General features: G+C 68.9%; 14 protein-coding genes. 7 read left to right on the top strand and 7 right to left on the bottom strand.

Annotation, left to right across the window (positions count from 1 at the left end; all coding sequences use genetic code 11):
- On the bottom strand, positions 1 to 1,203 hold a 1,203-nt coding region (locus J8847_RS11740), incomplete at its 3' end, for a M28 family peptidase (RefSeq protein WP_211524886.1).
- Positions 1,204 to 1,319: 116 nt separating this feature from the next.
- On the bottom strand, positions 1,320 to 1,982 hold the full coding sequence (locus tag J8847_RS11735; protein ID WP_211524885.1) for an energy transducer TonB: 663 nt from the start codon (positions 1,980 to 1,982) through the stop codon (positions 1,320 to 1,322).
- Positions 1,983 to 2,281: 299 nt separating this feature from the next.
- Here J8847_RS11735 and J8847_RS11730 point away from each other — a divergent pair, with 299 nt between their 5' ends.
- Genes J8847_RS11730 through J8847_RS11715 form a run of 4 tightly spaced genes read left to right on the top strand, consistent with a single transcriptional unit; the run spans position 2,282 to position 7,098 of the window.
- Positions 2,282 to 2,935 (top strand): response regulator transcription factor, encoded by a 654-nt coding sequence (locus J8847_RS11730; protein WP_211524884.1) that lies wholly within the window; start codon positions 2,282 to 2,284, stop codon positions 2,933 to 2,935.
- A 7-nt stretch (positions 2,936 to 2,942) separates the two neighbouring features.
- Positions 2,943 to 3,881 carry a hypothetical protein gene (locus J8847_RS11725; protein WP_211524883.1) on the top strand — a complete coding sequence of 313 codons (939 nt, stop codon included), beginning with the start codon at positions 2,943 to 2,945 and terminating at the stop codon, positions 3,879 to 3,881.
- Positions 3,881 to 5,395, top strand: a complete 1,515-nt coding sequence (locus tag J8847_RS11720; RefSeq protein ID WP_211524882.1) for a sensor histidine kinase — start codon at positions 3,881 to 3,883, stop codon at positions 5,393 to 5,395. The genes J8847_RS11725 and J8847_RS11720 overlap by 1 nt, the downstream gene beginning before the upstream one ends.
- 11 nt (positions 5,396 to 5,406) lie before the next feature.
- Complete coding sequence (locus tag J8847_RS11715; RefSeq protein WP_211524881.1) at positions 5,407 to 7,098, top strand: M14 family zinc carboxypeptidase; 1,692 nt, start codon at positions 5,407 to 5,409, stop codon at positions 7,096 to 7,098.
- A 152-nt stretch (positions 7,099 to 7,250) separates the two neighbouring features.
- Here J8847_RS11715 and J8847_RS11710 read toward each other — a convergent pair whose 3' ends face one another.
- The 3 genes from J8847_RS11710 to J8847_RS11700 form a co-directional block, all read right to left on the bottom strand.
- Complete coding sequence (locus J8847_RS11710; protein ID WP_211524880.1) at positions 7,251 to 9,056, bottom strand: DUF885 family protein; 1,806 nt, start codon at positions 9,054 to 9,056, stop codon at positions 7,251 to 7,253.
- A gap of 16 nt (positions 9,057 to 9,072) precedes the next feature.
- On the bottom strand, positions 9,073 to 10,200 hold the full coding sequence (locus J8847_RS11705; protein ID WP_211524879.1) for a branched-chain amino acid ABC transporter substrate-binding protein: 1,128 nt from the start codon (positions 10,198 to 10,200) through the stop codon (positions 9,073 to 9,075).
- Between the two features lie 165 nt (positions 10,201 to 10,365).
- Positions 10,366 to 10,851 (bottom strand): Lrp/AsnC family transcriptional regulator, encoded by a 486-nt coding sequence (locus J8847_RS11700; RefSeq protein WP_211524878.1) that lies wholly within the window; start codon positions 10,849 to 10,851, stop codon positions 10,366 to 10,368.
- Between the two features lie 150 nt (positions 10,852 to 11,001).
- On the opposite strand from J8847_RS11700, the gene J8847_RS11695 reads away from it, so the two are divergent.
- The 3 genes from J8847_RS11695 to J8847_RS11685 all read left to right on the top strand — a co-directional run bounded on the left by J8847_RS11695 (position 11,002) and on the right by J8847_RS11685 (position 22,320).
- Positions 11,002 to 12,957, top strand: a complete 1,956-nt coding sequence (locus tag J8847_RS11695) for an aminotransferase class V-fold PLP-dependent enzyme (protein ID WP_211524877.1) — start codon at positions 11,002 to 11,004, stop codon at positions 12,955 to 12,957.
- Positions 12,958 to 13,073: 116 nt separating this feature from the next.
- On the top strand, positions 13,074 to 21,458 hold the full coding sequence (locus tag J8847_RS11690; RefSeq protein WP_373999890.1) for a GH36-type glycosyl hydrolase domain-containing protein: 8,385 nt from the start codon (positions 13,074 to 13,076) through the stop codon (positions 21,456 to 21,458).
- A gap of 1 nt (position 21,459) precedes the next feature.
- Positions 21,460 to 22,320, top strand: coding sequence for an outer envelope protein (locus J8847_RS11685; RefSeq protein ID WP_211524876.1), 861 nt, complete (start codon positions 21,460 to 21,462; stop codon positions 22,318 to 22,320).
- A gap of 116 nt (positions 22,321 to 22,436) precedes the next feature.
- Here J8847_RS11685 and J8847_RS11680 read toward each other — a convergent pair whose 3' ends face one another.
- Positions 22,437 to 23,657, bottom strand: a complete 1,221-nt coding sequence (locus J8847_RS11680) for an AGE family epimerase/isomerase (protein WP_211524875.1) — start codon at positions 23,655 to 23,657, stop codon at positions 22,437 to 22,439.
- Between the two features lie 23 nt (positions 23,658 to 23,680).
- Positions 23,681 to 25,984, bottom strand: coding sequence for a GH92 family glycosyl hydrolase (locus tag J8847_RS11675; protein ID WP_229512738.1), 2,304 nt, complete (start codon positions 25,982 to 25,984; stop codon positions 23,681 to 23,683).
- Positions 25,985 to 25,990: the final 6 nt, after the last annotated feature.

Below are 25,990 nucleotides of genomic sequence, written 5' to 3'. Positions count from 1 at the left end.
CGCCTCGCGCTGCCACCAGATGGCGGTGCGCGCCGCCACCAGCAGCAGCGCGGCGCCGAACAGTCCCTGCACCGCCGGGATCGCACCGCTGCGGCGGAAGGACAGCACGCAAGCGCCGAGCAGCAGCAGGAGCGACACCCGCGCCACGCCCCAGCCGAGGTCGGGCGAGTGGTGCACCGGCCCCACACCGGGCAGCGAGAACCAGGCATGCGTGGCGTGCCTGCCGCGCGCCAGCGGCGCCTCGCCGAACTCGCGCGCCAGGCGCAGCATGACGTCGCCCATGTGCAGCAAGCTGGCGCGCTCCAGCCGCTCCAGGGTGTCGTTGGCGCGCTCGCCGTCGAAGCGCTGCTCCGTATTCGCGAACAGCAGCACCGGCGCATCCAGTTCCGCCAGCGGCCCGATGTCGGGATGCTGGGGCATGGGCGGCATCAGTTCCGCCGCCAGCGAGGTGCCGCCCACGTCGGGCGCGGCGCGCGCCCAGCCGCGCAGCGCATCCTTGCCGGCGCCGCTGGCCGCGAACAGGCGCAGCGGCCCGCCGCTGCCCGCGCTGTCGAAGCGCAGGGCCAGGCCGATTCGCCTGGCCAGCGGATGCTGCTCTACGAAGCCCTTGGTGCCGAGACCTCCGACATGCTCGCCGTCGGCGAACAGCAGGACGATGTCGTTGGCGCTCGCGTTGGTGCCCGCTGCCTCGCGCCGCAGCGCCCGCGCGGTTTCCAGCAGCGCCGCCACCGGGGCCGCCGCGCGCGCCGCGCCAAGGGTGGCCGTGCCGCTGTCGTAATGCGTGGCGAGCAGCAGGGCGGGGCGGCGCAGCCGGTCCTGCCGGTGTCCGGGAATGCGCACGACGATGTTGTTCACCACGCCGATGCTGGTGTGGACGCCGAAGGAGACGACCGAGCGGCGCACCGTGGCGCGCTGCACCTCGGGTGCGAAGCCCATGGCGCGCAGCTGTTCCAGGATATAGCCGCGCGCTTCGGCATTGGCCTCGGTGGCGATCGGACGCGGCGCCACGCTCAGCGCGGCCACGTGCTCCATGGCGCGCGCCTGCCAGCGCGCCGGTTCGAGCAGGACCGGCGCCGGGACCGGCGAGGGGGCCAGGGCAAGCCAGCCCAGGATGGCCAGCGCCAGGCAGGCGGCAAGACTGGACGCGAGGCCCGCAAGCGGAACGGTCCTCGGCAAAGGTATGGGTGGAACAGCGGCTTCCATGCTTCTCTCTCCTTATTGTTGTTGTGCTCCCGCAGGTTCTTTGACCTGTTCATGGACGAAAAAAAGCCCGCCGGGCTGGGAGGAGGGGCGGGCAAAGAGGGGAAAAAACGGTTCTGCTATTCGAGCACCCAGGCGTAGGCCAACTGCGCCCATCCGGCTTCGGCGACGCCGTTGTTCATGGCCGGCTTGAACTGGCACAGCGACAGCGCATTGAGGGCGGCGCGGTCGAGGTCGCGCGAGCCGCTCGAACTCTGGATGCGTGCGTCCTTGACCCGGCCGTCGGCGCCGACCATCAGGGCCAGGGTCACGGTGCCGGATTCGCCGTTGCGGGCGGCGCGCGCCGGGTAGTCGGGCTTGGCGCAGCCGTTGGCGTCGGCCAGCACCGCGCTGCGCATCTGGCCACTGTTGGTGGAGGGCTGGGCCGGCGGCGCTTCGCTCGGGGCCGACTGCATTGGTTCAAGCGGCTGCGGCTGTGCTTCCGTCGTGGCGCTCACGGTCGGTTCCGGCGGCGGCTCGACCGGCGTCACCTCGGGCTTGGGCACCACGATCTCCGGCGGCGCCACTTTGGCCTTCGGCGTGGGCGGGTTCGGCGGCGGAGGCGGCGGTGGAATGTCCGGCTTGATCCACACCAGCCGGTCCTCGACCAGGTCCGGCAGCTTGAAGGTCTTGGAGTTCATCGTGTGCATGACACCCATCGCCACCAGCACGTGCAGTCCTGCAACCAGGGCGACCCGTCCCGCCTTGCCGCCCGTTCCATCGTTCAGTTGAGAGAAGTGCATGGCCGTTCTCCTTTCTTATTGAAGCGCTATGTTACCTGCTGGGAAAACAAAACTGCGATTCGTTGGAATCACTATATGCTAGGTCATAGCAGAATGTAAAGCGATTAGATGGCAATATTGTTACTGAATGTGCGACGGCAGACTGTTGCTCATCCTCGTCTATACAGATGAGGCCACTCGCGCGCCGGGGCGTTGTATGGAATAATCCATTTGTCACATTGGTTCTTCCGCATGCTGGTAAGCTGGGATGCCACTGTTTGGTAGGTAGATGTCAGCGGCTGCGATAGCCCGGAGAGAAGATGGCAACACAGAACAGCAAACCCATCCGTGTCATGCTTGCCGACGATCATCCGATCGTCATGACGGGCTTTGCCATGTCGCTCGAAGCGGCAGGGATGCAAGTGGTGGGACAGGCCAAGACCCCGAATGAAGCCACCGCGCTGTACGCCGCCGAGAAGCCCGACGTGGCCGTGCTCGACATGCGTTTCGGTACCGAACTGACGGGCCTGGATGCGGCGCAGACCATTCTCAAGAATGACCCGCAGGCAAAAATTGTTTTCCTCAGCCAGTTTGATCAAGATAGTTTGATCAAGGAAACCTACCGGATTGGTGCCCACGCTTTTGTTACCAAGGATTGCGATCCGGCCGACCTTGCCACCGCAGTGCGCTATGCGCGCGAAGGCAAGCTGTACTTCCTGCCGCAGATCGCGGCGCGCCTGGCCAGCATGGCGGTGCGCGGCGAGGTGACGCCCCAGTCCCAGCTCGACGAGCGCGGGCTGGAGATCTTCAAGCTGATGGCCGAGGGCATGACCAACGCCGAGATCGCCGAAAAGCTCGACCTGTCGACCAAGACGATCAGCAACATCAGCCAGTCGATCAAGGAAAAGCTGGGCGTGCACCGCCAGGCCAGCATCACCTTGCTGGCCGTCAAGCACGGCCTGATCGAACCGTAAGCGCAGGATGAAGCGCTTCCTGCGGCAGGCGAGGCTGGCGCTCGGCGCGCTGGCCTTGGCAATTGCCTGCACCCCGGCCCTTGCCGAACAGTACCGCGAACCTGAAACCACGGGCTTCCGCTTCCAGATCGTCACCGGCGACGACACCGAGGTCACGCGCCGCATCGCCGAAGACCTGTACAAGCGCCTGGTTCCCACTTTCGCCGCCTTCCGCACCGAGCTGGCCCAGAGCCGCCGCATGCTGTACGTGACGATCGGCCCGACCGCGCTGCGCGACGCCGTGGCGCGACGCTGCGACTGCGTGGTGATCTCGGCCTATACCTCGAGCCAGGTATGGCATGCGATCACCTCGCGCCTCGCGCGCAACCGCGCCATGTCGCTCACCGCCGTCTACGCCGAGCCGGCGCCCGCCGACCAGCTGCGCCTGGCCACCTTGCTGTACGGGCGCCAGCCGCGCATCGGCGCGATGCTCAGTCCCGAAACCGCCTTCCTGCGCCCGGTGCTCGACGGCGAAGTCGAGATCCAGCATTTCGAGCCGGGCGACGACATCAACCACACGCTCAACCGCATGACGCGCGCCGAAGCGCTGCTGGCGATGCCCGACAGCGCGGTCTACAACACCGAGAGCGTGCGCAACATCCTGCTCTCGACCTACCGCCGCAAGCAGGGCGTGATCGGCTTCTCCGCCGACATGGTCAAGGTCGGGGCGCTGGCCAGCACCTATTCGGAAATCGAGGACATCAACACCCAGGTGGCGGAAATCGCCGCCGCCTTCGTGATTACCGGCGAGCTGGCGCCGCCGCAGTTCCCGCGCTACTTCCGCACCGTGATCAACGAGGGCGTGGCCAGGTCGCTCGACCTGCGCGTGACCGAGGCCGCGCGCCAGTTCGCCCGTCCCGCGCCCGGCACGCTGCAGAAGGCCGCATCCACCACGGCGGGCCAGTGATGAAGCTGCGATTCTGGCGCGGCTGGGGCATCGGCCGGCGCATGGCCTTCATCACCATGCTGCCGGTGGTGTTCCTGTTCACCTCCTTCGTCTGGTACTCCTGGTACGCGCACCGCGCCCAGGTGGCGGAAGAACTGGCCGAGCGCGGCCGCATCCTGTCGCGCGCGCTGGCCGAAACCAGCGAATACAACGTCATCTCGGGCAACCTGTCCGACCTGCGCCTGACCATCAACGGCCTGGTGCAGTCCGACATCAGCATCTACCGCATCGACGTGATCGACGCCAGCGGCCGCGCCGCGGTGCGCGTGGTCTCGGAAGCCGCGCGCGACGCCCAGCCCCATTACTACGAGGCGCCGATCCGCAAGCAGGTGGTGTGGATCAACCTGTTCACCGACAACGGCACGCCGCACGTCTCGGCCTCGAGCGTGTCGCGTCCGCCGACCCTGACCACCGAGGTGGTGGGCTGGGTGCGGGTGACCATGTCGCCGGCGAACATGATGGACAAGCAGGCGGCGCGCTTCCGCGTCGAGCTGACCATCGCCGCGCTGGCCCTGGCCGCCTCCGGCGTGCTGGCCTGGGTGCTGGCGCGCTCGCTCACGGTGCCGCTGCGCGAAGCGATCGGCGCGCTGCGCTCCATCCGCGGCGGCAACTACCGGGTCAACCTGCCGGTGACCACCGGCGGCGAGGTCGGCGAACTGCAGTCCTCGATCGGCGACATGTCGCTGGCGCTGGACGAATCCAAGCGCGACCTCGAGAACAAGGTGGCCGAGCGCACCCGCGACCTGCTGGCCTCGCGCAACGAGGCGGTGCGCGCCGACGCCGACAAGCGCAAGCTGATCCAGAAAGTCAACTCCATCATCGAGGACGAGCGCAAGAGCATCGCGGTCGAGATTCACGACGAACTGAACGCGTCCCTGATCGCCGCGCGCCTGGAGGCCCAGGCCATCGGCGCGCTGGCCGCCAAAGCGCCGCAGGGGCAGGAAGTGGACGAGATCAAGCGCAAGTCCGAAGCCATCACCAAGCTCGCGCTCGACCTGTACGCCAACGGCCGCCGCCTGGTGCGCCGCCTGCGCCCTGAAGTGCTGGACATGCTCGGCCTGCACGGCGCGGTGGAAGAGATGGTGCGCCACTACGATTCCACCTCCGGCTGCCGCTTCGACCTGCACAGCGAAGGCGACTTCGCGCGCCTGCCGAACGAGCTCGCGATCTCGGCCTATCGCATCGTGCAGGAAGCGCTGTCCAACGTGATGAAGCATTCGGGCGCGCGCTCGGCCCACGTCAGCCTGCTGCTGGACGAAGCCAAGGGCAAGCTGCGCATCCGCGTGGTCGACGACGGCCACGGCTTCGACGTCGCCAGCGCCTCCGAAGGCATCGGCATCATCGGCATGCGCGAGCGCGTGTACGCGCTGCAGGGCGTGTTCGAGGTGCGTTCGGCGCCGGGCGAGGGCACCGACGTCGCGATTTCCCTGCCCCTGGAGGCGCCGGTGACCCTGGCGCAGTCCTTAACATCCTGATTGAACATACCATGTCCAACGAACTGAAGACCCCTTACGAAAAGGGCAACCTGAACCAGACCACCACCTGGGCCGACTGCATCGCCTGGTACGAGGAACTCGCGCGCGCCTATCCGGACGTGCTGCGCTTCGACAAGGTGGGCGTGTCCGATGCCGGCGTGCCGATCCACGCCGGCGTGGTGAGCAGCGACGGCGTGTTCGACCGCGAGACCATCAAGCGGAGCAGCCGTCCGGTCTTCTTCAACAACAACGGCATCCACCCGGGCGAGCCGGAAGGCGTGGACGCCTGCATGGCCCTGGTGCGCGATTTCTGCCTGCAGCCCGAGCGCCTGGCCGCGCTGGGCAAGACCGTGTTCCTGTTCGTCCCGCTGTACAACGTGGACGGCAGCCTGAATCGCGCCGACACCTCGCGCGTGAACCAGGACGGCCCCGAGCAGTTCGGCTTCCGCGGCAACAGCCGCCACCTGGACCTGAACCGCGACTTCGTCAAGTGCGACACGCTCACGGCCCAGGTGTTCAACCAGCTCTTCACGGCCTGGGATCCGGACGTGATGGTCGACACTCACACCTCCAACGGCGCCGACTACAGCTACACCATGACCTTGATCCACACCCAGACCGACAAGCTGGGCGGCGGACTGGGCGACTTCCTGCGCGACGAGATGCTGCCGGCAATGTACGCCGACATGGAGCAGCGCGGCTGGCCGACCTGCCCCTACGTGAACCCGGTCAAGGACAGCCCGGACCACGGCATTGCCGACTTCCTCGAGACGGCGCGCTTCTCGACCGGTTACGCGGCCCTGCACCACACGATCGGCTTCATGCCCGAGACGCACATGCTCAAGCCTTTCAAGGACCGCTACGACTCGATGCGCGCGCTGGTGGAGACCGCGCTCGACTTCACGGTCCGGCATGCGGACCGCATCCAGCAGCTGCGCCGCGCGGCCAAGGAAGAAGGCCGTTCGCGCGCCGAGTGGCCGGTGCGCTGGGTGATGGACGAGGCCAATCCCGCTACCTTCCGCTTCAAGGGCTACGAGGCCAAGTACAAGAAGAGCGTGCTGGGCGAGTACACCCGCCTGTGGTACGACCGTAGCAGCCCGTGGGAGCGCGACATCGCCTGGTACAACCGCTTCCCGGCCGACGTGACGGTGACCGCGCCGCGCGCCTACGTGGTGCCGCAGCAGTGGCGCGAGGCGATCGAGCGCCTGCAGTGGAACGGCGTGCGCATGGAGCGCGTGGAAGCGGACCGCGTGCAGGATGTCGGCTATTACCACATCGTGTCGGTGGCTTCGCGCCCTAACGCCTACGAGGGACACATGTTCCACGACGAGGTGGTGCTGGAGAAGCGCCAGGGGCAAGTACAGCTGCGCGCGGGCGACTACATCGTACCGCTGGACCAGGACCAGGCCCGTTATGCGGTCGAGACCCTGGAGCCGCTGGCCCACGACAGCTTCTTCCGCTGGGGCTTCTTCAACAGCGTGCTGGAGAAGAAGGAAGCGTATTCGGACTACGTGTTCGAGGATCACGCGGAAGAACTGCTGCGCGCCGAGCCCCTGCTTGCCGAGAAGTTCAGCGCGTGGAAGGCGGCCAATCCGGCGCTGCTGGCCAACCAGGAGGCGGTGCTGGACTTCATTTTCGCGAACTGCGAACGGTACCGCGAACCGGAGTGGCGGCGTTATCCGGTCTTCATGATCGAGCGGTAAAAGAAAAACCGGGGCGTGCCCCGGTTTTTTTATTTGAACAGCGCAAGCGCTGTCAGCACCAGCATCCTTAAAACCGTCATTCCCGCCACTGGCGGCAATGACTCCCCGCCTTCGCGGGGACGACGTTCATAGGGTGCGGACTACGATCGCTTTTACTTCGACTCAGTGATCCACTTATCGACCTTGGCTTCGAGCACCGCCAGCGGCAGCGTCCCTTCGCCCAGCACGATCTCATGGAACTTCGGCAGGCTGAACTTGCCACCCAGCGCCGCCTCCGCACGCTTGCGCAGTTCGATGATCTTGAGCGAACCGATCTTGTACCCCAGCGCCTGGCCCGGCCACACCATGTAGCGCTCGATCTGCGCGCGCGCTTCGTGTTCCGAGTAACCCAGCGTCTCCTGGAAGTACTTGATGGCCTGCTCGCGGCTCCAGCCCTTGGAGTGGATGCCGGTGTCCACCACCAGGCGCGCCGCACGCAGCATCTCGTCGTTCAGGTGACCGAAGTAATCCTCCGGCTTGTCGAACAGCCCCATCTCCTTGCCCAGGGTCTCCGCGTACAGCGCCCAGCCTTCGGTGAAGGCGTTGTTGCCGCCGAACTTGCGGAAGTTCGGCAGGCCCAGCTCCTGCACCAGCGCGATGTGGAAGTGGTGGCCCGGCTGGCCCTCATGCAGGTACAGGGTGACCATGCCGGTGCTGCCGTAGTCCTTCGGATCGTTCACCACCGACCAGAACACGCCCGGACGCGAACCGTCCACCGCCGGCGGGGTGTAGTGGTCCGAGGCGGTCGCGCGCGACAGTTCCGGTTCCAGGCGCAGGTCCAGCGGCGACTTCGGTCTCAGGGTGAACAGCGCCGGCAGCTTGGTACGCACCTTGGCGTCCAGCTCGCGGAACACCTCGATCACCTGCTGGTCCGAGGTGAAGGGCTTGAACTTCGGCTGCTCCGACACCCACTTCGGCAGGCCGGCGGCCGGGCCGTTGTAGCCCATCTTGGGGCCGATCTGGGCGTACTCGCCCTGGATGCGCGCCACTTCCTTCTGACCGATCTCGTGGATCTGTTCCGGCTTGAGGTCGGTCGTGGTCATGGCCGCCACGCGCGCCTGGTACCAGGCCGCGCCGTCCGGCAGCGCGCCCCAGCCCGCGGTGCTGCGGGTCGCCGGCAGGTATTCCTTCTCGACGAAGCTGGCCAGGCGGTTCAGCGCCGGATTCAGCTTGCCGCTGATGATCTTGCGGTAGCCCTCGCTCACGCTGCGCTTGTCGCTGGCGGAGAACGTGGACGGCATGTTCTTGATCGGCGTGTAGAAGATGCTCGCTTCCGGCGTGGCGGCCAGCAGCTGGCGCAGCTGCGGCAGCAGCGACTGCATCGGCTCGCGCGGATGCACGATGCCGGCCTTGATCCCCGCGCGCATGTTGACGATCGCCTGGTCGATCCAGGGCGTGAGCTGGGTCAGGCGGTTCAGGTAGGCCTTGTAGTCCTTGACGGTGGACAGCGGCTGCGCGCCCTGGCCGCTGGCGTAGTTCGCCAGAATCACCGGCATGCTGACCATCTGGTCGACCGGCAGCAGGTGCTCCGGGTACTGCGCCAGGCGCAGCGCGGTGTCGAGCTCGAACTTGAGGATGTCGTAGCTGGTCTGGTCGCGGCTATTGAGCTTGTCGCGCGGGATCGCCTGCAGGCGCTTGAGGTAGTCGCGGTACAGCGCGAACTGGCGCTCGCGGTTCTTCGGCGCGATCGACAGGCCGAGCTGGTCGATGAAGCGGTTGTCACCGCCTTCGCTCGCATACACCGGCTCGAAGCGCGCCACTGCGTCGTAGTACTCGTCGGCCAGCTTATTGATCGTCTTCCCGGGCTGGGTGTCGACGCGTTCCGCTTTCGCGGCAGGGGCGGCAGCAGCCGGGGACAGCGGGGCGCAGGCCAGCACGGCGGCCGCGGCGAGTGCGCCGAGCTTGAAGATGTGTTTCATGGATGGGTCCTTGTTATTAGTAGCTGGCCAGCGGGCTCAGGGCGCCGTTCTTGAAGGTGTACACGGTGACCGCGGTCTTCTTCAGGTTGCCCTTGGGGTCGTAGCCGTAGGTGCCGACCACGCCCTGGTAGCTGATGCTGTGCATCGCCTGGCCGACCTTCGCCGGGTCCAGCGAATTGGCGCTCTTGATCGCCTGGGCGATGAACTTGGTCTGGTCGTAGAAGGTGGGCGCGTACACGTCCGGGTCGCGCTTGAAGCGCTGCTTGTAGGCCGCCAGGAAGGCCGGGCCGCCGGCCTGCTTGGCGAGGATCGCGCCGGCCTGGGCGCAGCGCACGTTCTCGCCCACGGCCGCGCCGCCGAGCTTCGCCATCTCCGGGCTGCACAGGGTGTCGCCGCCCAGCAGCGGCACGTTCAGGCCGAGCTGCTTCATCTGGCGCGCCATCGGCGCGGCCTGCGGCGCATAGCCGCCGTAGAACACGGCGTCCACGCGCTTGGCCTTGAGGGAGGTGAGGATGGCGGCGAAGTCGCTCGCCTTGTCCGTGGTGAACTCGTGGCCCGCGATCTTCACGCCGGCGGCTTGCGCCTGGCGCTTGAATTCCATCGCCACGCCCTGGCCGAAGGCGGTGCGGTCGTCGATCACGCCGATGTTCTTGACCTTGAGTTCCTTGGCCGCGTAGGACGCCATCGAGCCGCCCACCTGGGTGTCGCTGGCGACCATGCGGAACACGGTGGGGTAGCCGGCCTGGGTGATCTTGGGATTGGTGCCGACGGTCGACATCAGGATGCCGTTGTCGTTGTAGACGCGCGAAGCGGGAATCGCCACGCCCGAGTTGTACGGGCCCAGCACGAACTTGACGCCGGCGTCGGCGAATTTCTGCGCCACGGTCACGCCCTGCTTGGGATCGCCCTGGTCGTCTTCGGACTGCAGCTCGAAGCGCAGGGTGTTGCCGCCGACCTGGAGCTTCTGTGCGTTGAGTTCTTCGACGGCGAGGCGCACGCCGTTCTCGTTGTCCTTGCCGGCGAAGGCGTTCGATCCGGACAGCGGACCGCTCACGCCGATTTTGACGACCTGTTCGGCGGCGTTGGCATGGACGGCGAGCAGCGCCGCCAGCGCCAGCGGCGCCATATTCATTTTGGATGGCATTCCCTTGGTCTCCGTAGTTGCAACGGACGCCATCATCGCATGATTCGGAGCGCCCAACAAAACCCATGGCGGCGTTGCGCCGTCTCGCCGTACTAGCGTACCGTCTTCGACGGTGCGCCTTGCCATGGGCTTTGCCAGGCACTCCGGTGAGCAGTTAAGCCAGCTTCAGGCAGGCAGCCCGTGCGAGATGAGCTCCAGCGGCAGCGCCGTGGTGCACTTGATCTGCTCCATCGAGAAGGCCGAGGACACGCCGGTCAGGCGCGCGGTCTTGATCAGCTTCTTGTAGAAGCGGTCGTAGCCGGCGATGTCGGTCGTGACCACCTTGAGCAGGTAGTCGACGTCGCCGCTCATGCGGTGGAATTCCAGCACTTCGGGCAGGGCCTCCACGGCGGAGGCGAAGCGCGCCAGCCATTTTTCGTCGTGTTCTGGCGTGCGCACGCTGACGAACACCGTCACCGGCAGGCCCACCTTGTTGCGGTTGACGATGCTGACCCGGCTTTCGATATATCCCTCTTCCTCGAGGCGTTTGACCCGTTTCCAGCAGGGGGTGCTGGACAGGCCGACCTTCTCGCTGAGACCGGAAATGGAGAGCGTGGCGTCCGCTTGCAATGCCGCAAGAATCGCGCAGTCAAACTTGTCGAGAGAATTCATGTGTCGATTTATTGATTATGAGAATGATTATGCTTCATTTCGACCATAAACCAGTGAATTTAGGACGTCCCTACCTCTTGAAATCCGTAGCATATATTACTTAACAATAAGACGATATGCGACTACTTTTTGTTTTTTTGTCACCTATTCATGAACATTGAAATCTACCTTGACGCCAATGCAACGTCTCCCGTCCTCCCGGCCGCCATCGAGGCCGCCACCGCAGCGATGGGCGAGTGCTTCGGCAACCCGAGCAGCAGCCATGCTTCCGGCCTGCGCGCACGCGCATTGCGCGAAGCGGCGCGGGCGGCGGCGCGCCGCGTGATCGGTGCGCCTGCGGGCAGGGTCATGTTCAACAGCGGCGCCACCGAAGGCATCCAGACCGCGGTGTTGTCGGCCCTGTGCGCCGTGCGCGAACGCCGTGCGCGCGGCGAGGCCTGCGGCGATCTGCTGCTCTACGGCGCCACCGAGCACAAGGCCGTGCCGGAAAGCCTGGCGCACTGGAACCGGCTGCTGGGCACGGGCCTGGAGCTGCGCGCGCTGCCGGTCGACGCCGACGGCCGCCACCGGCTGGACGTGCTGCGCGAGCTGGCGCCGCGCGCCGCCCTGGTCTGCACCATGGCCGCCAACAACGAGACCGGCGTGGTGTCCGACCTGGCCGCGATCGAGTCGGTGCTGATCGAGACCGCCAGTCCGGCGCTGTGGATGGTCGACTGCGTGCAGGCCCTGGGCAAGCTGGCGCTGGCGCTGGCCGGCACCCGCATCGATTACGCGCCGTTCTCCGGCCACAAGCTGTACGCGCCCAAGGGCATCGGCATGCTCTACGTACGCGAGGGCGCACCCTACACGCCGCTGATGTGCGGCGGCGGGCAGGAAGAGGGCCAGCGTTCCGGCACCGAGAACATGGCCGGCATCGCGGCCTTCGGCGCCGTCCTGGCCGCGCTGGAAAGGGGCGACACCTTCCGCAGCCATGAAGAACTGCTGGCCTGCCGCGCGCGCCTGGTGCAGGCGCTGCGCGCGGCCTTCCCGGACATCGCCTTCAACGCGCCGCTGGACCATGCGCTGCCCACCACCCTCAACTTCTCGGTGCCGGGCGCCAGCAGCTCGGACCTGCTCGAGATCTTCGATGCCGCCGGGGTGCGCGTCAGCGCGGGCTCGGCTTGCTCGGCGGCCAAGGCCGCGCCCAGCTATGTGCTGGATGCGATGGGCCTGCCGGTGGAACGCAGCGCGTCGGCGGTGCGCATGTCCTTCGGCCCGCTGGTGGACGAGGCCACCATCGACCGCGCCTGCGCCCGGATCGCCCGCTGCGGCCGCGCCCTGGCCATGTCCGTGCTGGCGCCGTCGCCGCTGCTGGGGGGCGTGGGTCTGGCCCAGCTCGACGCCGAAGGCAAGACAGGCTGGCTGCTGTTCGACGCCGCCGCCCGTTCCTGCATCGCGATCGATCCGCCGGCCGCCCAGGCCGCGCGCACCGCGCACATGCTGCGCGCGGGCGGCTACCGCCTGCTGGCGGCCCTGCATACCGGCATGGATGACGCGGGCGCCGCAGCCCTGGGCCGTGCATTCGGCGGCGCAGCCGGCTGGCCGGCGGCTTCCGCCTCCATCGAATTCGGCGGCGCGCTCCTGACGCGTGTGGAGCATGGCGGCGGCGACGTCTACCTGTTCGGCACGCGGGACGCCCCGCGCTTCGTGTTCGCCGGCGGCCGCGAGGTCTGGCCCGAACTGGCGCAGGGAGCCCTGTGCTGCCGCGCCGACAGCGAGCGCCCGGTCGCCCTGGCGGCGTCCGCCCCGCTGGGCGAGGAGGGCATGGAGCTCGACAGCGCAGCCGCAATGGACTGGCTGGAGCAGCATCCGGACGCGCTGGTCGTCGATGTGCGCGACCTGCGCGAGCATGGCGCCGGCGAAGCGCGCCTGCATGGCCGGCCGGCTCAGAACCTGCCGCTGGCGCGCCTGGCCGAACATGCAAGCCACTTCCTGGCCGGCGACACCCGTCCGCTGTTGTTCGTCTGCCGCAGCGGCGCCCGCAGCCTGCGCGCGGCCCGCCTGCTGCGCCGCCTCGGACGCTCCCACACCTGGTGCCTGGCCGGCGGCGTCGCCCTTGCGCACTGACTCATCCGGGCAACAAGGGCGGCCTCTCCAGCGCCTTTGTTCGGCACCGCACAGTATCCGCCATGCCATTCTTCTAGCATGGTGGAGGCAGTGCGCCTCCGGCGGTGCGCGCCTGTGTGTCCCTGTCGAAACTGGAGAACAATCCGATGGCCGACGAGCCGCCTGCGCGTCCTGGCCACGGTCAGGGCGATGACATACCCTTGCGTGCCGCGCCCCTCAGCGCGGCCCAGCTGGCCGTGCACGGCCGCCAGCTCGCCGGGAGCCACCAGCCGGCCGCCCCTGCTTCCGCCTCCGACCTGCTTTCCCTGCTGGACGAGAACGCTGCGGCCATTGCCCAGGCCTGCGATGCGCTCGACCGCGCCGCCCACGCGGGCATCGAATTGCCGCCCGCCGGCAGCCGCCTGCTCGGCCAATACCACCTGATCGACGCCCAGGTGCGCCTGGCGCGCGGCCAGCTGCTGCACGGCGTGCGTCCGCTGCCGCGCCTGAAAGCCGGAGGAGAAGCGGACGGCGAGCCGCGCGCCTGGCGGCTGGTGCTGGAGGCGGTTGCGCATGGCGACGGCAAGGTGGAGCCGGACCAGCTGTCGCGCTTCCTCTCCGCCTACCAGGAAGGCGCGCCGCTGGCGCTGGCCGAACTGGACGCCTTGCCCTGCCTGCTGCGCATGGCGCTGATCGACAACCTGCGCCGCCTGGCCCAGCGCGCCGCGCGCGCCTGCCTGGAGCGCGACAAGGCGGCCGGCTGGGCCGCGCGCATGGTCGACACCAGCGAACAGCGCCCGGGCGACCTGATCCTGCTGGTGGCCGACATGGCGCGCGGGGTGCAGCCGCTGGGCAGCAGCTTCGTGGCCGAGCTGGCGCGCCGCCTGCAAGGGCAGGGCGCGCTGCTGGCGCAGGCGCTCGACTGGGTCGATGCGCGCCTGCAGGACGAGGGCGGCAGCATCGCCCAGCAGATCCAGCTCGAACACAGCGAACAGGCCGACGACGCCGTTTCCGCCGCCAACAGCCTGGACAGCCTGCGCCTGGCGGGCGGGGTCGACTGGCGCGCCTTCGCCGAGGACATCGGCGCGGTCGAGCAGGTGCTGCGCGGCGATCCGGACGGCGGCTATGGCCGCATGGACGGGCCCACGCGCGACCTGTACCGGCACGCCGTCGAGCGCCTGGCCCAGGCCACGGGACACAGCGAGACCGAGGTGGCGCAGGAAGCGCTGGCGCTGGCCGGCGTGCACCTGGCGCCGGGCGAGGGAGGGCTGGACCGGCGCACCCGCCACGTCGGCTTCTACCTGGCGGGAGCGGGCCGCGCGCAGCTGGAAGAGCGCCTGCGCGGCGGCGCAAGCCCGATGCGCCGGCTGGGACGCCGCAGCCTGGGGCTGCGCATCGGCGCCGTCTGCTCCTTCAGCCTGCTGTTCGCGGCGGCGCTCGTGGTGCATGCGCGGCAGGACGGCGCCGGCATCGCGCTGCTGGTGGTGATCGGCCTGCTGGCCTTGGTGGGCGCCAGCGAACTGGCGCGCGCACTGGTGCGCATGATGAACGGCTGGATCGCATCGCCGCCCGCGACGCCGCGCATGGACTTCGGCGCCGGCATCCCGAAGGGCGCCCAAACCATTGTCGCCGTGTCGGCCGCGCTGCGCGACCAGGAACAGGTGGTCGCGCTGTGCCGCGACCTGGAGGTGCGCTACCTCGGCAACCGCGACCCGCGCCTGCGTTTCTGCCTGCTGGCCGACTTGCCGGATGCCGGCAGCGAGCAGATGCCGGAAGACGCCGCCCTGCTGGAACAGGCGCGCAGGGGCATCGAGGCGCTGAATGCGGCATACGGCCACGAGCAGGTGGTCGAAACCTACGACGAGCATGGCGAGCCGGATGCGGCGACCGCCAGGATCGAACCCTTCCTGCTGCTGGTGCGGGCGCGCACCTGGAGCGCCAGCGAACATGCCTGGATCGGGCGCCAGCGGCGCCTGGGCCAGCTGGCGGACCTGAATGCCTACCTGTGCGGAGCGGCACGCGAGCATTTCGTCCTTGCGGCCGGCGCGCTGCAGGCTCTCGCTGAAGTGCGCTACGTGATCGCCATCGATGCCGCGACCGGCCTGCCGATCGACGCCGCGCGCGGCCTGGTGGCGGCGATGGCGCATCCGCTGAACCAGCCGGTGCTGGGCAAGGACGGCCGCGTACTCGAAGGCCACGGCCTGCTGCGTCCCAGCCTGCGCGCCGCGCCGCCGGAGCAGGGCGCAACCCGCTACGAGCGCCTGTGGGGAGACGGCGCCGGCACCTGGGCCGCGCACGGGGCGGGCTGCGGCGCCGGCGACGACGCGGGCCTGGGCTGGGCCGCGATCTATGATGTCGACGCCTGGCAGCGCGCCTGCGGCGACAGCCGCGACGAAGAACGTTTCGCGCCCGGCTTGCCGGAAGAAGACCGCCTGCGCTGCGGCAGCGTGCACGACCTGCGGCTCGGCGTCCTGCATCCCGCCAGCTATGGCGAGCACGCACTGCGCCGCCACCGCGCGGGTAGGGCGTACTGGCAGATCGCCGGCCGCCTGGGGAGCCGGGCAGCCTCCCTGGTCCAGCCTGATGCGCGCTGGCGCCTGTTCGACCGCCTGCGCGACAGCCTGGCCGAGCCCGCGCTGCTGGTCTTGCTGATCCTGTGCTGGTCGCTGCTGGCCGCGCCGGTGTTCTGGAGCATGGCCGTGCTGGCGGTGTTCTTCCTGCCGGCCCTGGCGGGCAGCCTGGTGGCGCTGGCCGACCGTCCGCACGACGCGCCCTGGCGCCAGCACCTGGACGGCTGGGCGCGCGGCGCCCGCGTGCCGCTGGTGCGCGCCGCCTTGTCGGTCGCCTTCCTGCCGCATGCCGCCTACTGCCAGATGGACGCCGCCGCCAAGGCCTTGTGGCGCCGCAAGGTGTCGCGCCGCCGGCTGCTGGAGTCGCGCCCGGCCTTCCTGGCGCGGCCGAGCGCCGCCATCGTCAACAACTGGCGCAGCATGTGGTTCGCGCCCGCGCTCGCGGTGGGCACGGCGGTGCTGCTGACCTTCGCCAATCCCTACGCCCTGTTCTCGGCCGCGCCGCTGCTGCTGGTCTGGTTCCTGTCGCCCACCCTGGCATGGTGGCTCAGCCAGCCCTCGCGCCAGCGCGCGCCGCGCTTCAGCGGCGCCGAAACCGTCTTCCTCAAGGCGCTGGCGCGGCGCAGCTGGAGCTTCTTCGAAGACCATCCCGGCGCCAAGCGCCTGGCGCCGGAAGCGGTGCTCGAGCATCCGCAGCCCGCCGTGGATGCGCGCGTCTCGCCCGCCGGCATGGGCCTGTCGCTGCTGGCAGGCCTGGCCGCGCACGATTTCGGCTTCCTCACGGCCGGCAAGCTGCTGGCGCGCACCCAGTCCATCCTCGCCTCGATGGAGCTGCTGGAGAGCTGGCGCGGGCATTTGTTCGCGTGGTACGACGGCGCCACCCTGGCGCCCGTGGAGCCGGCCTTCGTCTCCACCGCCGACAGCGGCAGCCTGCTGCTGGCGCTGCGCATCCTGGCGGCCGGCCTGGACGAGCTGCCGGACCGCCCCGTCGCCGGCGCCGCGCAGCTGGACGGCATCCGGGCGGCGCTGCGCGTGGTCGAGGATTGCGCAGCCGACGCGCCGCCATCCGTCCGCAGCGCGGTGGCCGCCGTCGCCCGCACCCTCGAGCCGGACCGCTGCCGGGCCACCGACACCTTGCCGGGCCTGGCGGACTGCCTGCGCGCGGTAGCGGCCGAAGCCCGCCGGCTCAGCCAGTCGCTGCCGGAGGACGCGCCGGCCGGCCTGCGCAACTGGGCCGTGCGCCTGGCAGCCCAATGCGAGGCCCAGCTCGACGAAGTGCTGGCCCTGGCGCCATGGATGCGCACGGCCCAGGAATACGTGATCGGCGCCGACCTGACGCGCATCCCGACCCTGCGCGAGCTGGCCGCCTTCGAACCGCCGGGATCGAACGCCGCCCTGGCGCGTCACGTGGCCGAGGGCCGCGACTGCGCGCGGCGCCGCCTGGCGCGCGCCAGGGAGCTGGCGGAGCAGGCGCGCGAGCTGGCGAAGATGGATTTCCGCGCCTTGGTCGACAGCACGGCCGGCCTGCTGGCGGCGGGCTACCACGTGCGCGACGAGCGCCTCGACAGCGACAGCTGCGACCTGCTGGCATCGGAAGCGCGCATGGCCAGTTACGCGGCGGTGGCCCAGGGACAGCTGGGACAGGAGCACTGGCAGTCGCTCGGCCGGCCGGTGCGCATCGAGGAAGCCGGCGCGCTGCTGCTGTCGCGCTGCGGCGCATTGTCGGACTACCTGGCGCCCCAGGTGCTGATGCCGTCCTGGCGCGATACCCTGCTCGACGGCGCGGCGCGCGGCCTGGTGCGCGCCCAGGCCGCGCATGCGCAGCGGCACGATGTGCCCTGGGGCTTCTCGGAATCCGGCTGCAATGCGGTCGACGGTTCCGCGCGCTACCTGGTCAGGCGCTTCGGCATTCCCGCCGCGGCGCTGCAGCGGCGCGCGCCGGACGAGCTGGTGGCCGCCCCCTATGCGGCCCTGCTGGCGCTGCCCGTGGCCCCGGCGCTCAGCCTGGCCAACCTGGAGCGGATGACGGCCGAGGGATTGCTGGGCGAGCACGGCTACTACGAGGCGGCCGACTACGCGTCCTCGCGCCTACCCCAGGGCGAGCGCAAGGTGGTGGTGCGCGCATGGCTGGCGCGGCACCAGGCCATGGGCATGCTGGCGCTGGCGCAGGCGCTGCTGGAAGCGCCGATGCAGCGCCGCTTCCTGGCCGATCCCGAACTGCGCGCCGCCAGCGGCCTGCTGCAGGAACCCTTGCCTGCCTCCGGCGCGGCGGCGCCCGTGCGCTACGGCGCCGGCCTTCCGCAGGACGAGCTTCCGCCTGCGCGCGCCTACGCCCGTGTCATCGCGCAAGGCGATACGGCGCTGCCCGAAGTCCAGCTGCTCTCGAACGGCAGCCTGCACGCGGTGGTGTCCAGCGACGGCGCCACCAGGACCCGCTGGGAAGACCGCCTGCTGACGCGCGAGGGCAGTACCGGCATGGCCTGCTACGTGCGCGACACGGAAAGCGGCCAGCTATGGTCGAACACCCTGCAGCCTACGCTGGCGCAGCCGGAACGGATCGAAGCCGTGTTCGCCGAGGGGCGCGCCAGCTTCCGCCGCCACGACCACGGCATCGACATGGTGACCGACGTGGTGGTGGCGCCCGACGAGGATGTGGAACTGCGCCGCATCCGCATCGCCAACCGCGGCCAGGCGCCGCGCATCCTGGAGCTGACCAGCTGTGTCGAACTGGCGGCGCCGCCTGCCGAAGCGGGGAGGCGCAGCGGCGTGGCAACCTGGCTGGAGGAGCAGGCCGGAGCGCTGATGTGCGTGAGCGCACCGGACGCGCCGGTCGTGCTGCACCTGATGACGGTGCGTGGCATCTCCGGCGACGCCAGCTTCGAGACCGGCCGCGCGCGTTTTATCCGGCACGGCCACGACCTGCTGGCGCCGCAAGCGGTGCTGGCCGGCGGTGAGCTCGGTGGTATCGATCCGGAACCGGACCAGCCGCTGCTGGCGATGCGCCGCAGCCTGGCCCTGGCGCCCGGCCAGGAAGCGACGGTGGACCTGGTGCTGGGCGCGGCCGGCGGCCTGGCGGCGGCGCGCGAGCTGGCGCAGCGCTTCCAGTCCGGCCACGCCGTCGACCACGCGGTGGAAGCGGCGTGGACCCATGGCCAGGCCTTCCTGCGCCGCATGGAAGTGAGCGAGGCCGACGCCCAGCTGTACACCCGCCTGGCCGGCTGCCTGCTGCGCCCGGTGCCGGCGCTGCGCACCGACGCCGCCGTCATCGCCCGCAACGTGCGCGGCCGCGCCGACCTGGCGCCCTACGGGATCGGCGGGAACCTGCCGGTACTGCTGCTGCAGGCCGGCCAGGGACCGGAATCCGACCTGGTGCGCCAGACCCTGCAGGCGCACGCCTACTGGCGCAGCCGCGGCCTGGCGGTCGACCTGCTGGTGCTGTGCGACAGCGCCGCGGCGCGCGAGCAGGTGATGCACCTGGCCGCGCCGGTGCTCGACCCATCCTCCTTCGAGCAGCCGGGCGGCGTGCATGTGCACCTGCTGCCCGAGGTGCCGCAGGAAGACCGCATCCTGCTGCGCTCCATCGCCAGCGCCGTACTGCTGGAAGAACGTGGCGGCCTGCACGACCAGCTGCGCCGCGCGGCGCGCCCCCGCGGCACGCTGCCGCCGCTGCTCGAGCCGGCGCCGGAGGCGCACGCATGGACGGCGGACACGCCCGCGTTCCAGGCCCCGGCACTCGTGCACGGCAACGGTATCGGCGGCTTCACCCAGGATGGCCGGGAATACGTGGTGAGGATCGCCGCCGATGCGCCGGCGCCTCCCGTACCCTGGGTCAACCTGCTGGCCAACATCGATTTCGGCAGCGTGGTCTCGGAACGCGGCGACGCCAGCACATGGTGCGGTCACCACGGCGCGCGCGTGACGGCGGAAGAGGCGTTCTATGTACGCGACGAGGACAGCGGCGTGTTCTGGTCTCCCACCCCATGGCCGGCTGGGTCCGGTGAGCCCTACCTGGTCCGCCATGGCTTTGGCTACAGCGTGTTCGAGCATCGCGCGCACGGCATCCGCTCCGAACTGCGCTGCTTCGCGGCGCTGGATGTGCCGCTCAAGTATGCGGTGCTGCGCCTGCGTAACGACAGCAGCGCGCCGCGCCGCCTGAGCGCGACCGGGTATGTGGAGTGGGTGCTGGACGACCCGGCGTCGGCGCCCGGCCTGCAGATCGTGACCGGCGCCGACCTCGCCAGCGGCGCCCTGTTCGCGCGCAATGCCTTTGGCGCCGGCTTCGGCGACAAGGTGGCCTTCTTCCATGCGGACGCCGAGCACGTCGCCGTCAGTGCCGACCGTCTCGAATTCCTTGGCCAGTCCGGGAACCTGGCGCGCCCGGCGGCAATGGGGCGCGCCGGCCTGTCCGGCAGCACCGGCGCGGGACTGGAGCCTTGCGGCGCTCTGCAGGTGGCCGTGCCCTTGCAGCCGGGCGAAGAGTGCGAACTGGTGTTCGTGCTCGGCGTCACCGGCCCCGGCAGCCTGGACGCCAGCCGCATGGTCCAGCGCCACGGCGGTGCACAAGGCGCGTCAGCCGCCTGGGAACAGCTGCGCCGCTGGTGGGAAGACACGCTCGGCTGCGTCGAGCTGGCCTCGGCCGAGCCCAAGCTCGACCTGCTTGCCAACGGCTGGCTGCTCTACCAGGCCATCAATTGCACCATGGGTGCGCCGGCCTTCGCCATCCGGCTGCAATCCGCGCTGGCCGCCTTGCACGCCCGCCCCGAACTGCTGCGCGATCAGCTGCTGCGCGCCGCGCGCGAGGTCGAGGCGGGACCGCCGCCCGCGGCCGAGGATTTCCTGTGGCTGCCTTTCGCCCTGGCGCGCTACCTGGCAGTGACGGGCGACCAGTCGGTGCTGGGCGAGAACCCGGTCGAGGCGGGGGAGAGCGGCGCCTCGCGCGTGGCGGCGGTGGAAGACCTGTACCAGCATTGCGTGCATGGCCTGCGCGGCTGCCTGCAGTTCGGCGCGCGCGGCCTGCCCCTGGCCGGCGCCCGCCTGCACGAGGAAGCGCACGGTCCCGGCAGCCGCACCGAGAGCGTGCAGCTGGGCTTCTTCATGGGCGTGGTTCTGCAGCGCTTCGCCGAAGTGGCGGACCGTCGCGGCGACTTCGGCTTCGCCACCACCTGCCGTGGCGCGGCGCTGGCGCTCTCGGCCCAGTTGGAAGAGCATGGCTGGGACGGCCAGTGGTATCGCTGGGCTTATCTTGCCGACGGCGGCGTGCTGGGTTCCAGCGCCAATGGCCTCTGCCGCATCGACCTGGCGAGCCAGGCCTGGGCGCTGCAGGCCGGCGCGGCGCAGGCTACACAGGCCATGGAAGCGGCGGGGGAGCGGCTGCTGGGCGGACTGGCCCTGCGCTCCGAACCGCCCTACGACCGCCACTGGGCGGAGGGACTGGATGCCTGGCCCGGGCAGGATCACCGGGCCGCCGCCTGGTCCGGCATCGGCTTCGCCCGGATGGATGACGCGGCGCGCGCCTGGCAGGCGGCGCGTACGCTCGACCCGACGGCGCGCACGGCCACGGCAGCCGACTGCGCCCGCTACGCGGCGCCCCCGTATTTCCTGACCGACGGCGTGCGCACGATAGAGCCGGATGCCGGACGCGCCATCGGCGGCTGCTACACTGGCGCGGCGGCGTGGGCCTGGCTGCTGATCGTGGAGTCGCTGCTGGGCCTGGAGCGCGTGGGACAGCGCCTGCTGCTGGCGCCGCGCCTGGCGCCCGGCATGCCGGGATTCCGGCTGCGCTACCGCTACCGCAGGACGATCTACGAGATCGTGGTGAGCCGTGACGGAGAGGAAGGAATGACGCTGGATGGCGAGCCGCTGCCCGAACCAAGTATCATGCTGGCCGACGACGCGCGCCTGCACCGGATCGAAGTGCGCCTGGCCGCCGCAAACACGACAAAAGGACAATGACATGACCAAGACCATCCGCGGCGCCTGTTGCGCCGCCCTGATGCTCGCCGCCGGCGCGGCGAATGCGCTCGACTGGAGCGACAACGCGGTCAGCTGGCGCTACGGCACCCGCTTCGCCGAGCCCTTCAACCCGGAGCACATCAACAAGCACGTGCTCGCGCTGACCCACGCCAGCGGCTACAAGTACGGCAGCAACTACTTCAACCTGGACCTGCTCAAGTCCGACAGCAAGGATCCGAAGTCGCTGACCGACAGCTCGGGCGCGGAAGAAGCCTACCTGCTGTACCGCCACACCCTGGATATCGGCGCCCTCAGCGGCCGCGAGCTGCGCTTCGGCCCGGTCAAGGGCCTGGGCCTGACGGGCGGCTTCGACCTGAACCACAAGGAAGACGTGGGCTACAACTCGCGCAAGCGCATGCTGGTGCTGGGCCCGACCCTGATGTGGGACGTGCCGGGCTTCCTCAACACCAGCCTGCTCCTGATCCACGAAAGCAATGCGCCGAGCGGCGCCTTCCCGCCGATCTCCGGCGTGGCGGGACGGCGCTACACCTACGACAACCATCCGATGCTGAGCGCCAGCTGGGGTATTCCGGTGGCCGAGGGCTGGTCGTTCGAGGGCTATGCGAACTTCATCGCGGCCAAAGGGCTGGACGAAGTGGGCAACCCGACCAGCGCGGAGACCAACATCGACATGCAGCTGATGTACGACATCGGCGCGCGCTACGGGCAGAAGAAGAACCGCTTCCGTATCGGGGTGGAGTATCAGTTCTGGAACAACAAGTTCGGGAATTCGCGTGTGACCACCGGGGGGCGTGGGCAGCGCGCCAGCACGCCGATGGTGCGGGCCGAATATCACTTCTGAACGTTTAGTTAAGGCATGAACGTCGTTCCGGCGCAGGCCGGAACCTAAGTTTGCAAGAGCTGTCGAGACGCTGAACTTGGGCCCCGGCCTCCGCCGGGGCGACGGTGGCTGACTTCTTAATTTCCGCTACGGCGGCGCGCCAGCGCCGGAAGGATGTCGTAGCATGCCCCCATCGTGTGGTAATCCACCTTCCCGGCCGGGCTCTTCTCGTTCGAATACTTGACGTTCTCGCGCGTCAGGATGCGGTACCAGGCCCCGTGCTCGTGGTCGACGAAATGCTCCCAGCAGTAGTTCCACAGCCTTTCGTAGTCGAGCCAGTAGCGTTCCGCCCCGGTGCGTGCGCCCAGCAGCGCGGCCGCCGCCAGGGTCTCTGCCTGCACCCAGAAGTATTTATCCGAATCGCACACCGTGCCGTCCGGCGCAAAGCCGTAGTGCAGGCCGCCGTGCTCCTTGGCCCAGGCATAGCGCAGCGCCGTGGCGTACAGGTCCTGGGCGGCCGGCAGCAGCCAGTCCCGTGATCCCGCCAGCTGTTCGCCATGCGCCTCGAGCTGCAGCAGCAGCTTGCTCCATTCCGTGAAGTGCCCCGGCTGGTAACCCCAGGGCCGGAACAGGTTGGCCTTGTCGTGCAGGTTGAATTCCCAGTCGACCTGCCAGTCCTGCTTGTAGTGCTCCCAGATCATGCCGCCCGCGCGGCCGGCCTGGCGCTGGGTGATGTTGGTGGCCAGGGTCTCGGCACGATGCAGGTAGGGTAGCTCGCCGGTAGCGCGGTAAGCCGCCAGTAAGGCTTCGCAGGCGTGCATGTTGGCGTTCTGGCCGCGATAGCTGTCCAGCCGCGACCAGTCGGCGCTGGCCTGGTCGGCGTACAGGCCGTGCTCTTCTTCCCAGAAGCGCTCTTCCATCAGGGCCAGGGTCTCGGCGATCCATGCCCGCGCTTCCTCCACGCCGGCCATCAGGGCATGCGAGTAGGCCAGCAGCACGAAGGCCAGGCCGTAGCAGTGGTTGTCGCCGTCCAGTACCCGGGCCTGTCCATTCTCCCAGCGCAGCTGCCAGGCGTAGCCGCCGGTGTCCGGATTGCGGTGCGCATGGCGCAGGAAGTCGATCCCGTGGCGCACCATGTCCAGGTACTCGTCCTTGCCGAACTGGCGCCAGGCGTTCGCGAACACGAACACGAAGCGGGTGCTGGACACCAGGTGGCGCGTGCCGCGGTCGTACACCGTCCCCGTGTCAAGGAAGTAGTGATAGAAGCCGCCGCTCGGATCGACGCAGCGCGGATAGTAGAACGACATCGTGTCGGCCACGTGCCGCGTCAGCGTGTCGGGCGAAAAGAAGTCGGGCATCCTGTCCTCTTGGCGTTGCGAATTTATTGCTGAGATTCGCGCGACAGCGAGTAGGGCGCATCCTGCTCGCGGGTGCCGCGCTTCATGTTCGGCTTGGCGGACATGCTGAAATCCAGCTTGGCGCCGCCCATCAGCTCTTCATGGCCCAGCCAGTTTCGCTCGACGGCGCGGCCGTTGACACGCAGGGCGTCCACGTAGCGGCCGTCGCCCTTGGCGCTGACCGTGAAGCTGCGGCCGTTCTCGAGCTTGACGGTGGCCTTCTTGAACAGCGGCGTGCCCACCACGTACTGGTTCACGCCCGGCGTGACCGGATAGAAGCCCAGCGCCGAGAACACGTACCAGGCCGAGGTCTGGCCGTTGTCCTCGTCGCCGCAGTAGCCGTCCGGCGTGGGCGCGTACATGCGGTCCATGGTCTCGCGGATCCAGTGCTGGGACTTCCACGGCGCGCCCGCGTAGTTGTACAGGTAGGTCATGTGCTGGATCGGCTGGTTGCCGTGCGCGTACTGGCCCATGTTCGCGATCTGCATCTCGCGGATCTCGTGGATCACCGAACCGTAATAGCTTTCGTCGTAGACCGGCGGCAGCGAGAACACCATGTCGAGCTTGTCGACGAAGGCCTTGCGCCCGCCCATCAGGTCCGCCAGCCCGGCCACGTCGTGGAACACGGACCACGAGTAGTGCCAGCTGTTCCCCTCGGTGAAGGCGTCGCCCCACTTGAACGGGTTGAACGGTGTCTGGAAGCTGCCGTCGCGCTTGCGGCCGCGCATCAGGCCGGTCTCCGGATCGAACAGCTTCTTGTAGTTCAGGCTGCGCTGGGCGTAGATCTCGATCTCCGACTTCGGCTTGCCCAGCGCCTTGCCGAGCTGGTAGATGGTGAAGTCGTCGTAGGCGTATTCCAGGGTGCGCGCGGCGTTCTCGTTGATGCCCACGTCATACGGCACGTAACCCAGCTCGTTGTAGTACTTCACGCCGGCGCGGCCCACGGCCGTCATCGGGCCTTCGTTGTTGGCGCCGTGCTTGAGCGCCTGCCACAGGGTTTCGATGTCCTGGCCGCGCACGCCCTTGATCCAGGCGTCCGCCACCACCGAGGCCGAGTTGTTGCCGACCATGATGTCGGCGTAGCCCGGGCTGGACCACTCCGGCAGCCAGCCGCCTTCCTTGTAGGCGTTGGCCAGGCCTTCCTGCATCTCGCTGTTGATCGAGGGGTAGACCAGGTTCAGGAAGGGGTAGAGGGCGCGGAAGGTATCCCAGAAGCCGGTGCCGGCGAACAGGCGGCCGGGCAGGACCTGGCCGTTATACGGGCTCCAGTGCACCGGCTTGCCGGCCGCATCGATCTCGTACATCTTGTTCGGGAACAGCACCGTGCGGTACAGGCTCGAATAGAAGGTGCGGGTCTGGTCGACCGTGCCGCCTTCCACCTGGAGCTGGCCGAGCACCTTGTTCCAGGCGGCCTTGCCCTTGGCGCGGGTGGCGTCGAAGTCGTCCTGGCCCAGTTCGCGCTTCAGGTTCAGTTCCGCCTGCTCGAAGCTGATGAACGAGGAAGCGACGCGCATGTGGACCTTCTGGCCCTTGGCGGTCTTGAAGCCGAGCAAGGCGCCGCTATGATCGCCTTCGGTTTCCAGCTTGCCCTCGAGGAGCTTGTCGCCCTGCCAGGTATCGGTGGAGGCGAAGGGCTGGTCGAACTCGATCACGAAATAGTTGCGGAAGTTCTTCGGCAGCGGACCGCGCGCGTGCTTGGTACTGTAGCCGATCACCTTGCGTTGGCCAGGGAGGACCTTCACGTAGGAGCCCTTGTCGAAGGCGTCGACCACGACATAGCTGGCATCGGACTTGGGGAAGGTGAAGCGGAACTGGGCCGCGCGCTCGGTCGGCGCGATCTCGGTGGTGACGTCGGCGTCGGCCAGGTAGACGCTGTAGTAATAGGGCTTGGCGGTTTCCGACTTGTGCGAGAACCAGCTGGCGCGCTTGTCCTGGTCGAAGCGCTTGGCGCCCGTCACCGGCATGACGGCGAACTGGCCGTAGTCGTTCATCCACGGGGAAGGCTGGTGGGTCTGCTTGAAGCCGCGGATCTTGTCGGCGTCGTAGGTGTAGGCCCAGCCGTTGCCCATCTTGCCGGTCTGCGGCGTCCAGAAGTTCATGCCCCAGGGGACGGCGATCGCCGGATAGGTGTTGCCGTTCGAGAGTTCGGGCTTGCTGGCGGTGCCCATCAGGGGATTGACCCATTCGACCGGGTCGCTCACTTTCTGGACCACCTGGGCGGTGGCGCTGAATGCGCTGGCGGCCAGCAGGGTGGCGGCGCAGCGGATGATCGTGTTCGTGTTCATCATGTGTTG

The sequence above is a fragment of the Massilia sp. AB1 genome (genome assembly GCF_018119385.1).
GTDB lineage: Bacteria > Pseudomonadota > Gammaproteobacteria > Burkholderiales > Burkholderiaceae_D > Telluria.
The sequence above is the reverse complement of the archived record's forward strand: the minus strand, read 5'-3'. Positions and strand labels throughout refer to the sequence as shown.